Source organism: Pseudomonas pichavaramensis (assembly GCF_050473265.1).
Taxonomy (GTDB): domain Bacteria; phylum Pseudomonadota; class Gammaproteobacteria; order Pseudomonadales; family Pseudomonadaceae; genus Aquipseudomonas.
The window spans coordinates 99,231-111,768 of sequence record NZ_JBJKFJ010000002.1 but is presented as its reverse complement, the minus strand read 5'-3'; the positions used below and the strand labels follow the sequence as shown (position 1 = coordinate 111,768).

Here is a 12,538-nt window from a genome sequence, read left to right as displayed (position 1 = left end):
CTCAGTACAGGCCGTGGGGGTTGGATTCGATGCTTTCGTCATTGAGCTTGCCCCACATCTTCACGTAGCCCCACAGGGTGTAGATGAGGATGATCGGCACGAAGATGCAGGCCACGACGAACATGATGCCCAGCGTCTTGCGGCTGGATACTGCGTCCCACACCGTCAGGCTGGAAGCCGGGTCGAGGCTCGACGGGAAGACGAAGGGGAATAGGGCGAAGCCGGCAGTGCAGATGGCGCCGACAATCATCAGGCTGCTGCCGAAGAAACTCAGCCCACCACGGCGGCCGAGGCTGGCGAGAATGACCAGCATTGCGCCGAGAATGGTCAGCAGTGGCGCGCAGATGGTGATCGGGTAGCGACTGTAGTTGGCCAGCCAGCCGGCATTATCGGCTGCTACCTGTTTGTGCAGCGGGTTGAGCGCGGCGCCGCTGTCGACGGCGCTGGCCAGACTCATGCCGGTGATGCCGTGCATCAGCCAGGAACCGGCCAGCAGGAAGGCGGCCAGGAACACCACCGCACAGAGCAGGGTGGCCGCGCGCGAACGGTCAGCCAGATCGCCTTCGGTACGCATCATCAGCCAAGCGCCGCCGTGGGCGCTGAGCATGCTCAGGCTGGCGACGCCGCAGATCAGGGCGAAGGGGTTGAGCAGGGCGAAGAAGGAGCCGTGGTAGGTCGAGCGCATCATGTCATCGAGCTCGAACGGCAGGCCGAGGAACAGGTTGCCGAAGGCCACACCGAACACCAGCGCCGGCACCGCGCCGCCGACGAACAGCGCCCAGTCCCAGGCGCTGCGCCAGCGCGGGTCGCTGATCTTGCTGCGGTAGTCGAAGCCCACCGGGCGGCAGAACAGGGCGAACAGTACCAGCAGCATGGCCCAGTACAGGCCGGAGAAGGCCACCGCGTAGACCATCGGCCATGCCGCGAACAGCGCGCCGCCGGCGGTGATGAACCACACCTGGTTGCCGTCCCAGTGCGGGGCGATGGTGTTGATGGCGACGCGGCGCTCGTTGTCGGTACGGCCGACGAAGGGCATCAGCGCCATGGCGCCCATGTCGAAGCCATCGGTCAGCGCGAAGCCGATCAGCAACACGCCGATCAACACCCACCAGATCAGTTTCAGGGTTTCGTAATCGAACATGACGGATTCCTCAGGCGTGGGCCGGCTGTTGCCGTTCGAAATGATAGCGGCCGGTGTGCAGGCTCGACGGGCCGAGGCGGGCGAACTTGATCATCAGGTACATCTCCACCACCAGCAGCAGGCTGTAGAAGGCGATCAGCGCCAGCAGCGAACCCCAGATGTCGCCGCTGCTCAGGCTGGAGGCAGACAGGTGGGTCGGCAGGACCTCCGCGATCGACCAGGGCTGACGGCCGTTCTCGGCCACGAACCAGCCGGTCTGTGCGGCGACCCAGGGCAGTGGCAGGCTCAGCAATGCCCATTTCAGCAGCCAGGGTTTGCTTTCCTCGTTCTTCTTCGCCGAGGCCCAGAAAGCGCAGACGAACAGGGCCAGCATGAGGAAGCCGCTGGCGACCATGATGCGGAAGGTCCAGAACAGGGCGAACACGTTGGGGATGGTGTCCAGCGCGGCCAGCTGGATCTGCTCCTCGCTGGCATCGACCACGTTCGGCGTGTACTTCTTCAGCAGCAGGCCATAGCCCAGATCGTTCTTCACCGCATCGAAGGCCGCGAGGGTTTCAGCTGACGTGTCACCGCCGCGCAGGCGCTCCAGCAGCTCGTAGGCCGTGACGCCGGTACGGATGCGCGCTTCGTGCTCGATCAGCAGGTCCTTGATGCCTTTCACTTCCTCATCCAGCGAGCGGGTGGCGATCAGGCCCAGGGCGAAGGGAATCTTCACTGCGTAATCCGTGCGCTGCTGGTCCTGATTGGGCAGGCCGAACAGGGTGAAGCCTGCTGGTGCCGGGTGGGTGTCCCATTCGGCTTCGATGGCCGCCAGCTTGGTCTTCTGTACGTCACCGATCTCGTAGCCGGATTCATCGCCGAGGATGATCACCGAGAGGATCGAGGCCAGGCCGAAGGCCGAGGCGATGGCGAAGGAGCGGCGGGCAAAGCCCTGGTCGCGCTTCTTCAGCAGGTAGTAGCTGGAAATGGCCAGAACGAAGATCGAGCCGGTGACGTAGCCAGCGGCCACGGTGTGCACGAACTTGACCTGGGCCACCGGGTTGAACAGCAGGGCGCCGAAGTCGGTCAGCTCCATGCGCATGGTTTCGAAGTTGAACTCGGCGCCCACCGGATTCTGCATCCAGCCGTTGGCAATCAGGATCCACAGCGCCGAGAGGTTCGAGCCTAGCGCCACCAGCCAGGTTACGGTCAGGTGCTGCAGTTTGCTAAGACGCTCCCAGCCAAAGAAGAACAGGCCGATGAAGGTGGATTCGAGGAAGAACGCCATCAGCCCTTCGATGGCCAGTGGCGCACCGAAGATGTCGCCGACGTAGTGGCTGTAGTAGGCCCAGTTGGTACCGAACTGGAATTCCATGGTCAGGCCGGTAGTGACGCCGAGGGCAAAGTTGATGCCGAACAACTTGCCCCAGAACTTGACCATGTCCTTGTACACCTGCTTGCCGGTCATCACGTAGACCGACTCCATGATCGCCAGCAGGAAGGCCATGCCCAGGGTCAGGGGGACGAAGATGAAGTGATACATCGCGGTCATGGCGAACTGCAGGCGCGACAGGTCGACGACTGATTCCGAGATCATCTCGGTTGCTCCTCGGTGGGGATTGAAGGCGGGGTGGCAGGTTCGCCGAGCAGGTGGCCGGCGACGCTCTGCTGGGCATCAACAGGCACGGTGGGCGCGTTGAACCAGATAGCCTTGATGGCGAGCAGCAGGGCCAGCTTGATCAGTAGGATCACGGCAATCTCGCGCACCAGCGCAATACGCCAGGGAGAAGGGGGCTCGTGTTCGGTCATCCTGATACTCCTTGCTTGCCAGGGGCTGGCCTTGCGCGCAGGCGCTGCTCGGTAACAGTGTGTCTTAATATTACTGATTACCGGGGGGAGTATAGAAGGGCGGAGGATTGATGCAGATCAGTGGAACGGCGATTAGCCAGCAGAAGGTTGCAGGGCCTTATGCTGGCGGAGATGTTCAGTCGAAGCTCGGCAATACCGGTTCCACCACTTCGCGTCCTGCGGCCTGCCAGGCTTCGATGCCGCCTGCCAGCGAAAGGACATGGCGATAGCCCATTTCCCGCAGGGCATCGGCAGCCAGGGCCGAGCGTCCGCTGTTCTTGCAGTAGAGCACCAGATTGAGGTCGCGTCGGGCCAGTTGCGGGTCGTTGCTCAGCTTGAACTCCAGCAACCCACGTGGAATGTGGATGGCCCCTGGAATGTGTGCCGCGTCGAATTCATCGGCCTCCCGTACGTCGATCAGCAGTTCGGCGCCACGGATTGCCGCGTCGGCCTGCTCGAGGTTCACCTCGGTGATTCTGCTTCTGGCGGCCATCACCAGGTCATGTGCGTTTTTCATGGGTTGCTCCTTTCGCTGCTGATAGGGGCGGGGGTATGTCCGGACGCCAGCGTCTGTTGGGTCAGTTGTGGCGCCAGATGCCGGAGGGCATCGAACTGGCTGATGAAGACCTGGCCGGCAAAGCGCTCGAGAAAGTCGGAGCGGCGCAACTGGTCCATCACCGGCCCCTTGACCTCGGAGAGGTGCAGTTGCACGCCGGCGGCATGCAGCCGTTCGACGATGGCGTGCAGCGAGTCCAGGGCGCTGGCGTCGATCAGGTTGACGCCCGAGCACATCAGCACCAGGTGGCGCACCTGCGGGCGCTGAGCGATCAGCTCGCCCATGCGCTCCTCCAGGTATCGCGCATTGGGGAAATACAGGCTCTCATCGACACGCAGCGAGAGCACGTTGGGTGCTTCGACCACCGCGAAGCGCTCGATATTGCGAAAGTGTTCGCTCCCCGGCACCTGGCCGACTACGGCCATGTGCGGCTGGCTGGTGCGCCAGAGAAACAGCAGCAGCGACAGGCCGACACCGATGAGGATGCCGGCCTCCACTCCGATCAACAGTACGCCGAGCAGGGTAGCCGCCTGCGCTGCGCCATCTTGCCGCGAATAACGCCAGGTATGCCGCAACGACTTGAGGTCCACCAGGCTGAGTACGGCGACGATGATGGTGGCGGCCAGTACCGCTTGTGGCAGATCGTGCAGAAGCGGTGTCAGCAGCATCACGCCAGCGCCGATGCCGATGGCGGTGAACACGCCGGCCATCGGCGTTTGTGCGCCAGCATCGAAGTTGACCACCGAGCGGGCGAAGCCGCCAGTGACCGGGAAGCCGCCGCTGAAGGCTGCGCTGATATTGGCTGCGCCGAGGCCGAGTAGCTCGTTATCCGGCGTGATGCGCTGGCGGCGCTTGGCGGCCAGGGTCTGGCCAACCGAGACCGACTCGACGAAGCCCACCAGGCTGATCAACAGCGCCGCCGGCAATAGTTGCCTGGCCAGTTCCAGGTCGAGCGTCGGTAACGTCAGGCCAGGCAAACCCTGCGGCACGCTGCCGACCACCTTGACGCCTGTTGCCTGCAACTGCAGCAGGGCGACCGCGCCGATTGCGACGATGATGGCCAGTACGGGCCCGGCCTTGGCCAGGTTGCCAGCAGCGCGCGGCGACAGTCCCAGACGCTGCAGCACCTGCTGCAGATAGACCCGGGCCCACCACAGCCAGGCGAGGCTGAGCAGACCGATGAGCAGGGTGGGCCAATGGCTCTGCGGCAAGGCCTGCAGCAGTTGCGACAACAGTTGCGGCAGATTCTCGGCGGCGACGGAAACGCCCAGCAGGTGTTTGAGTTGACCAACGGCGATGAGAATGCCGGAGGCGCTGATGAAGCCGGAAGTCACCGGATGACTGAGAAAGTTGGCGATGAAACCCAGACGCAGCATGGCCATGGCCGTCAGCAGCACGCCGGACAACAACGCCAGCAGCATGGCTGCGCCGAGGTATTGCGGGCTGCCGGTAGGAAACAGTGGCGTCAGGGTAGCGGCCGTCATCAGCGAGACCACGGCCACGGGACCAACGGCCAGGGTGCGACTGGAGCCGAACAGGGCGTACGCCAGCAGCGGCAGGATGCTGGCGTACAGACCGCTGACCGGCGGCAGTCCGGCGAGCATGGCGTAAGCCAGGCTCTGCGGGATCAGCATCAGTGTGACGATCAGCGCGGCAAGGCCATCCTGGGCGGCGCTGCCACGGTCGTAGTGCTTGCCCCATTCCAGGCAGGGTAACCAGCGGCTCAGCTTCATGCTGCGCTCCTGACGAGGCGATGCTGACTACAACACATCGAGGGGGATCTTCAGGTAGCGCACGCCGTTGTCTTCGGCTGGCGGTAATTGCCCGGCACGCATGTTGACCTGCACCGACGGCAGGATCAGTGCCGGCATGCCCAGGGTGGCGTCACGCTGCTGGCGCATGGAGACGAACTCGTCCTCGGCGATCCCTTGGTGGATATGCACGTTGTGCTGGCGCTGTTCGCCGACGCTGGTCAGGTTGCGAAATTCGCTACGTCCGGGCGCCCGGTAGTCATGGCACATGAACAGGCGGGTACTGTCAGGCAGGGCGAACAGCTTCTGCACCGACTGGTACAGGGCGTGCGCGTCGCCGCCAGGGAAGTCGCAGCGTGCGGTGCCGTAGTCGGGCATGAACAGGGTGTCGCCAACGAAGCCGGCATCGCCAATCAGATAGGTCATGCAGGCCGGAGTATGTCCGGGGGTATGCAACGCGCGGATCTGCAGTTCGCCCAGTTGCAACTCGTCACCATCACGCAGGAGTCGGTCGAACTGACTGCCATCGGTAGCGAAATCGTGGCCGGCATTGAACAGCTTGCCGAAGGTGTTCTGCACCACTGTGATGTGTTCGCCGATGGCCAGCTTGCCGCCCAGTTCAGCCTTGAGGTAGGGCGCAGCAGAGAGGTGGTCGGCATGTACGTGAGTTTCCAGCAGCCATTCGACCTGCAGGTCGCGTGCCCTGATGAAGGCGATGATGCGTTCAGCGCTGGCATGTGAGGTACGCCCGGAGGCCGGGTCGTAGTCGAGCACGGAGTCGATGATCGCGCAGCGTCCGGAGGCGGGGTCGATGACGATATAGCTGTAGGTGTAGGTGGCTGAGTCGAAGAATTCGACGACATCGGGATGCATGATCAGGTGTCTCCTATATACCCGTAGGAGTATTCAATTAAGATTAATCTTAATTGTTTTTCGGTTCTATGCTTAGAGTTTTATGGAATAAAAGATGGCGAGCTTGTTCAGACCGTGCTGCTGGTTCTGCAAGCATTCAGGCGGGATGAGCGTGCTTGGTGGGGGATGGAGTAACCGATACCAAGGCTCAGGTGTACTTGGTGAAGATCTCGCGTACTCGCTGCAGCGACTCTTGTGGATTCTGCTCGGGGTCGAGCATGGCTTCTTCGATCAGGCAGGTGAGCATCAGGCGGTAGGATTTGTCCAGCGCACTGCGTGCGGCCGAGAACTGCTGGGCAATGGCGGCGCAGTCTTCACCGCGTTTGATCATCGCCTGGATACCGCGTATCTGGCCTTCGACGCGGGCCAGGCGTTTGAGCATCGCTTGTTGCTGTTCGAGCATATGTACGCGCAGGTCGGTGTTTTCGCTCATGGCGTGTCCTGTGTGATGGGGCGACTCAGGGTGAAGGCGCCGCGCAATTCGCCGGTCTGGTAGCCGCGGGCCTGATCCTGCGGATAGTACCGGTCAATGACCTTTCCTACCTCTGTGCTGATCGTCGCACCATGACACGCCAGGCAGGGTTCGCCTACAGCAATGGCCTGCATGTAGCGGTACTGGCCGTCGACCTCTTCGCCGTAGTGCAATTCCCTGATCGGCGTTCCGTTAGCCGCCGCCGTGGCAAAGCGCTCGAGCACGCTGCGTTCCCAGGCATCGGGTGCGTTGTTTGGGTTGCGCACTTTCAAGGATGTACGGCCAATCTGCCAGGCATGCTGGCTGTGCTCGTCGGTGATCTGTGGAGCTAACACCTGGCAGGCCTGTACGGCCGCCGTTGGCCCGCCGGCGGCCAACGCCTGGCGTACACTGCCGAGCAACTGCTCGGCGAAGGGCGAGATCTGCGCGGCGGCATCGTTCTGCCAGGGAGCGGCAGCCAGTGTGGTCGTGCAGACGAGCAGGGCAGTAAACAGCAACGGGCGCATGGCCGATCCTCATAAATACTGGTGGGGGTATTTATGCATGGAAAGCGCATGCTGTCATCGCAGCTGGGTGCGACATGATGACCACGCGGTATCAGCTGTGAGTCAGTGCTTGGCGCCGTCGGTTGGCAGTGCAAGCAGCTGTTTTTCCTGATTCCAGTCGAACGGCTCGTCGTTCTCTTCGGCCTCGAAGCGGCGCTCGTCGAGACGCTGGTAGACGTCGATCTCTTCGTCGGGCATGTAGTGCAGGCAGTCGCCACCGAAGAACCACAACAGGTCGCGTGGTACCAGGTGGGCGATCTGCGGGTAACGCTGGAAGATCTGGCTGATCAGGTCCTGGCCCAGGTACTGGCTGGATACCGGGTCGCGCGGCAGTTCGGCGAGCAGTTCGTCGTAGCGCTCGATGAACATGGCATGGCTGTCGTCCAGGATCTGCTCGGCTTCGCCCAGGGCGACGAGAATGCCGCGCAGGTGGTTGAGCAGGGCGAGATGGTGTTCGAGATGGCTGGCCATGGTGGAGTTCCTGAAGGGTAAAACGGGCGCAGGAGTATAGAGATCCTGGCGCCCGCTGTCCTGCATAGTTGGCCTTCGTGGCAGGGGCTCAAAGCCCCTGCCGCTAGCGGTTCGACTCAGCGCACCTTGCCGCGACTGAGCTTGAGCTCTTCCTTGGCAAAGTCATCGACATCGATCACCCGGCGCCGCGCAGCTTCGGCGTCCTGCAGGCGTTGGCCCTGTTCGCTGTCGAGAATGCCGGCGGCAATCGCGGCCTCGATGGCGTCCTGGCCCGGCGCCGGTTGCAGACTGCCGTCCTTGAGCGCCTGGTGCAGGCGTTTGCGCGCGTCCTGGCTGGCGTTCACCAGGTTCAGTGCATGCTGCAGGGCGCCGACCGAATCCTGGTCGGCCTGCGGCCGGTAGCAGCCTTCCAGCACCGACTCCAGCGCCGGATCGCCGGCCTGCCGACCGATGATGGCGGCGACTTCGGCGTCCAGTGCATCGCTTGGGCCGTGATGGCGGCGGCCCAGGGGGAATACCAGCACTTTGAGCAGGCAGCCGAACAGGCGGTTGGGGAAGTTGCTCAACAGCTCATCGAGAGCATGCTCGGCGTGATACAGGTTTTCCTCCATGGCCCAGCGCACCAGCGGCTGCAGGTCTTGCGGGTAATCGAGGTCGTGGTAGCGCTTGAGGGCTGCCGAGCCGAGGTAGAGATGGCTGAGCACGTCACCGAGGCGTGCGGAGAGTCGCTCGCGGCGTTTCAGGTCACCGCCGAGCAGCATCATGCTGCTGTCGGCGCACAGCGCGAACGCGGCAGCCAGACGATTGAGCGCGCGATAGTAAGGCTGGCTGACGTCGTCGCCGGGTACCTGGCCGAGGCGGTTGAGCGTCAGCCCCAGGAGGAAGCTGCTGGCGGCGTTGCCAACGGCGAAGCCGATATGGCTCATCAGCAGCGAATCGAATTCGGCCAGTGCCTCGTCCTTGTCTTCGCGGTCGGCCAGGGCCATTTCCTTGAGCACGTAGGGATGGCAGCGGATGGCACCCTGACCGAAGATCATCAGGTTACGCGAGAGGATGTTGGCGCCCTCGACGGTGATGAAGATCGGTGCACCTTGCCAGGAGCGGGCGAGGTAGTTGTTCGGGCCCATGATGATGCCCTTGCCGCCGTGCACGTCCATGGCGTGGCCAATGCATTCGCGGCCGCGCTCGGTGAGGTGGTACTTGAGAATCGCCGACAGCACCGACGGTTTTTCACCCAAGTCGACGGCATTGGCGGTCAGAATGCGTGCGCTGTCCATCAGCCAGGCGTTGCCGCCGATGCGGGCCATCGCCTCCTGAATGCCCTCGAAGGCGGCCAGTGGCACATTGAATTGCTCGCGCAGCTGCGCGTACTGGCCGGTGGCGAGGCTGGTGAACTTGGCGGCGCCGGTGCCGACAGCCGGCAGCGAGATGGAGCGACCGACCGACAGGCAGTTCATCAGCATCATCCAGCCTTTACCCAGGTACTCCTGGCCGCCGATCAGGTACTCCAGCGGAATGAACACGTCCTTGCCGCTGTTGGGGCCATTCATGAAGGCGGCGCCCAGTGGCAGGTGACGGCGGCCGATTTCCACGCCGGGAGTGTCGGTTGGCACCAGCGCCAGGCTGATACCCAGATCTTCCTTGTCGCCCAGCAGGTGCTCCGGGTCATAGGCCTTGAAGGCCAGGCCGAGCAGGGTGGCGACCGGGCCCAGGGTGATATAGCGCTTTTCCCAGTTCAGGCGCAGGCCAATGACTTCCTCACCGTTCCACTGGCCTTTGCAGATGATCCCGGTGTCCGGCATGGCGCCGGCGTCGGAGCCGGCCAGCGGGCCAGTGAGCGCGAAGCAGGGGATGTCCTCACCGCTGGCCAGGCGCGGCAGGTAATGCTGGCGCTGCTCATCGGTGCCGTAGTGCAGCAGTAGCTCGGCCGGGCCGAGCGAGTTGGGCACCATCACGGTGGAGGCCAGGTCGCCGCTGCGGGTCGCCAGTTTCATCGCCACTTGCGAGTGAGCGTAAGCGGAGAAGCCCTTGCCGCCGTATTCCTTGGGAATGATCAGGGCGAAGAAGCCGTGCTGCTTGATGTGCTGCCAGGCTTTCTCCGGCAGATCCATCTGCTGGCCGACCTGCCAGTCGCTGATCATTGCGCAGAGTTCTTCGGTGGGGCCGTCGATGAAGGCCTGTTCTTCCTCGGTCATCGTGGCCTTGGGGTAGGACAGCAGCTTGTCCCAGTTCGGCTTGCCACTGAACAGTTCGCCATCCCACCAGACGGTGCCGGCCTCGATGGCATCGCGCTCGGTGCTGGACATGGGCGGCAGAACCCGTTGGAACCAGGAGAACAAGGGGCCAGTGAACAGTTGCCGGCGCAGGTCGCCAAGCAGGATGAACGCAGCTACGGCGCCGGTGACGATCCAGAGCAGCAGTTGCAGCCAGCCGGGCACCGGGCTGAACAGGGCCATGGCTACCAGGTAGGCAGCGGTGATGCCCAGTGCGGGCAGGGCGGCGGTACGGCTATGGGCCAGGTAGAGCACCCCGAGTAGCAGAACCAGCAACCAGATGACGAGCATGTGCATTCCTCCATGATTCGAGCGGGCGACGCCCCGAGCATAGCCATAAATGGCGGTAGGGGGCGGTGAGCTTGGCCGGATCATCGCTAAGTTGGCGCAATCGGCAGGTTTGCCCTGAAAATATTTCAGGGCCCTGTCATGCACCGCGATCTGCGTCCCGGCCGCTTCATTGACAGTGACCACCCGCAGGTAATCGAGTTCGCCGGGCGTCAGCAGAACCGCCCAGTCACGCTCCTGGGGTGATCAGGAGCGTCAGTAGACCGGTGAAAGATGAATGCTATCGACTGGGTCGATAATCAACATCGCCAGGACGGCCTTTTCTCTGTGCCTCCAGGTCGGTAGGGTGCATGCCAGCAAAGAGCGGGTGAAACACGCGGTTGCAATCGCCTGTGTCCGCCCTCATCTATAACGACCTCACTCTCGCGCGGGAAACCCCATCTTCATGAGCTCCGCCCTGACCATTCGCCAGTTGACCAAGACCTATGGAAACGGCTTCCAGGCCCTGCACGGCATCGATCTGGACGTCGCCGAAGGAGACTTCTTCGCCTTGCTCGGCCCCAATGGCGCCGGCAAATCCACCACCATCGGCATCCTCTCGACGCTGGTGAACAAGAGCGGCGGCACGGTCAACGTGTTTGGCCACGACCTCGACCGCGAGCCTTATGCGCTCAAACGCTGCCTCGGCGTGGTGCCGCAGGAATTCAACTTCAACCAGTTCGAGAAAGTGTTCGACATCGTCGTCACCCAGGCTGGCTACTACGGCATTCCCCGATCGATCGCCAAGGAACGTGCCGAGCAGTACCTGACTCAGCTTGGCCTGTGGGAGAAACGCGATGTCGCCTCGCGTGAACTGTCCGGTGGTATGAAACGCCGCCTGATGATCGCCCGCGCGCTGGTGCACCAGCCGCGCCTGCTGATTCTCGACGAGCCCACCGCCGGGGTGGATATCGAACTGCGCCGCTCTATGTGGAGCTTTCTCACCGAGCTGAACAAGCAGGGCACCACCATCATCCTCACCACCCACTACCTGGAAGAGGCCGAGCAACTGTGCCGCAACATCGGCATCATCGACCATGGCCGCATCGTCGAGCTGAGCAGCATGAAAGACCTGCTGAAGAAGCTGCACGTCGAGACGTTCCTGCTCGACCTCAAGGATTCCTACAGCGAAGCGCCGAACCTGACGGGCTACCCGGTGCGCCTGCTCGATCACCACACTCTGGAAGTGCAGGTGGAGAAGAGCCAGGGCCTCAATGCGCTGTTCCAGCAACTGGCGCAGCAGCAGGTGCAGGTGCTCAGCCTGCGTAACAAGACCAATCGCCTGGAAGAGCTGTTCGTCTCTCTGGTGGAAAAGAATCTGGCCAAGGTGGCGCAATGACGACTCAGTACCACAACAGCGAATTCGCCGCCAACCTGGTGGCCCTGCGCACCATCGTTTACCGCGAGGTGCGCCGCTTTACCCGCATCTGGCCGCAGACCCTGCTGCCGCCGGCGATCACCATGGTTCTGTACTTCGTCATCTTCGGCAATCTGATCGGCCGGCAGATTGGCGACATGGGTGGTTTCACCTATATGGAATACATCGTGCCGGGCCTGATCATGATGTCGGTGATCACCAACAGCTACGGCAACGTGGTGTCGAGCTTCTTCGGCAGCAAGTTCCAGCGCAACGTCGAGGAGCTGCTGGTTTCCCCGGTATCGCCGCATACCATCCTCATCGGCTTCGTTGTCGGTGGCGTGCTGCGCGGGCTGGCGGTGGGCGTGATCGTGACCGTGCTGTCGTTGTTCTTTACCCATCTGCAGGTGCATCACCTGGGGGTGACCGTGCTGGTAGTGCTGCTGACGGCGACCATCTTCTCGCTGGGCGGCTTCGTCAACGCGGTGTATGCGCGCAACTTCGATGACATCTCGATCATCCCTACCTTCGTGCTGACGCCGCTGACCTACCTGGGCGGGGTGTTCTACTCCATCACCTTGTTGCCACCATTCTGGCAGACGGTGTCGCTGGGCAACCCGATCCTGCACATGGTCAACGCCTTCCGTTACGGCATCCTCGGCGTATCGGACATCCGCATCGGCGTCGCCATCGGCTTCATGCTGCTGGCCACGGCAGCGCTGTATACGCTGTGCATCCGCCTGCTGGTCAGCGGCCGCGGTATGCGTCAGTGACGTTGCCGCTCATGTAGGCGCGGATTTATCCGCGATTCTCGCGGCGCAAGCCGCGCCTACAGGTTTGCGTTATCCGGGCGACGGTTGACGCTCGCGGCTGAAGCCTCTCCTACGGCGCTAAGCTGCGGCAGAA

At 62.8% G+C, this 12,538-nt stretch carries 12 protein-coding genes; 2 read left to right on the top strand and 10 right to left on the bottom strand.

The features are described from left to right. Position 1 precedes the first annotated feature (1 nt). From cydB to ACJRW5_RS03970, 10 genes are all read right to left on the bottom strand, one after another. Complete coding sequence (gene cydB / locus ACJRW5_RS04015; protein ID WP_484569243.1) at positions 2 to 1,141, bottom strand: cytochrome d ubiquinol oxidase subunit II; 1,140 nt, start codon at positions 1,139 to 1,141, stop codon at positions 2 to 4. Positions 1,142 to 1,151: 10 nt separating this feature from the next. Then, positions 1,152 to 2,717 carry a cytochrome ubiquinol oxidase subunit I gene (locus ACJRW5_RS04010; RefSeq protein ID WP_484569242.1) on the bottom strand — a complete coding sequence of 522 codons (1,566 nt, stop codon included), beginning with the start codon at positions 2,715 to 2,717 and terminating at the stop codon, positions 1,152 to 1,154. Beyond that, a complete protein-coding gene (gene cydP / locus ACJRW5_RS04005) occupies positions 2,714 to 2,929 on the bottom strand; it encodes a cytochrome oxidase putative small subunit CydP (RefSeq protein WP_484569241.1) in 216 nt (71 codons plus the stop codon). Before cydP ends, ACJRW5_RS04010 begins: the two co-directional genes overlap by 4 nt. A 175-nt stretch (positions 2,930 to 3,104) precedes the next feature. Beyond that, positions 3,105 to 3,485, bottom strand: coding sequence for a rhodanese-like domain-containing protein (locus tag ACJRW5_RS04000; protein ID WP_484569240.1), 381 nt, complete (start codon positions 3,483 to 3,485; stop codon positions 3,105 to 3,107). Beyond that, positions 3,482 to 5,257 carry a SulP family inorganic anion transporter gene (locus ACJRW5_RS03995; RefSeq protein WP_484569239.1) on the bottom strand — a complete coding sequence of 592 codons (1,776 nt, stop codon included), beginning with the start codon at positions 5,255 to 5,257 and terminating at the stop codon, positions 3,482 to 3,484. Before ACJRW5_RS03995 ends, ACJRW5_RS04000 begins: the two co-directional genes overlap by 4 nt. Before the next feature lie 27 nt (positions 5,258 to 5,284). Continuing rightward, complete coding sequence (locus ACJRW5_RS03990) at positions 5,285 to 6,148, bottom strand: MBL fold metallo-hydrolase (protein WP_484569238.1); 864 nt, start codon at positions 6,146 to 6,148, stop codon at positions 5,285 to 5,287. 187 nt (positions 6,149 to 6,335) lie between these two features. Then, a complete protein-coding gene (locus tag ACJRW5_RS03985) occupies positions 6,336 to 6,620 on the bottom strand; it encodes a metal-sensing transcriptional repressor (protein ID WP_484569237.1) in 285 nt (94 codons plus the stop codon). Further along, positions 6,617 to 7,165 carry a Tll0287-like domain-containing protein gene (locus tag ACJRW5_RS03980; RefSeq protein ID WP_484569236.1) on the bottom strand — a complete coding sequence of 183 codons (549 nt, stop codon included), beginning with the start codon at positions 7,163 to 7,165 and terminating at the stop codon, positions 6,617 to 6,619. Before ACJRW5_RS03980 ends, ACJRW5_RS03985 begins: the two co-directional genes overlap by 4 nt. A 102-nt stretch (positions 7,166 to 7,267) precedes the next feature. After that, positions 7,268 to 7,675 (bottom strand): PA2817 family protein, encoded by a 408-nt coding sequence (locus ACJRW5_RS03975; RefSeq protein WP_484569235.1) that lies wholly within the window; start codon positions 7,673 to 7,675, stop codon positions 7,268 to 7,270. 116 nt (positions 7,676 to 7,791) lie between these two features. Next, positions 7,792 to 10,239: an acyl-CoA dehydrogenase gene (locus ACJRW5_RS03970; RefSeq protein WP_484569234.1), complete on the bottom strand. Its 2,448-nt coding sequence runs from the start codon at positions 10,237 to 10,239 to the stop codon at positions 7,792 to 7,794. 442 nt (positions 10,240 to 10,681) lie between these two features. Between ACJRW5_RS03970 and ACJRW5_RS03965 the strand changes: the two genes are divergently transcribed. Both ACJRW5_RS03965 and ACJRW5_RS03960 read left to right on the top strand, forming a co-directional pair. After that, the gene (locus ACJRW5_RS03965; RefSeq protein WP_484569233.1) at positions 10,682 to 11,614 is read left to right on the top strand and encodes an ABC transporter ATP-binding protein; all 933 of its coding nucleotides are present in this window, start codon (positions 10,682 to 10,684) and stop codon (positions 11,612 to 11,614) included. Continuing rightward, complete coding sequence (locus ACJRW5_RS03960; RefSeq protein ID WP_484569232.1) at positions 11,611 to 12,405, top strand: ABC transporter permease; 795 nt, start codon at positions 11,611 to 11,613, stop codon at positions 12,403 to 12,405. The genes ACJRW5_RS03965 and ACJRW5_RS03960 overlap by 4 nt, the downstream gene beginning before the upstream one ends. Positions 12,406 to 12,538 lie beyond the last annotated feature (133 nt).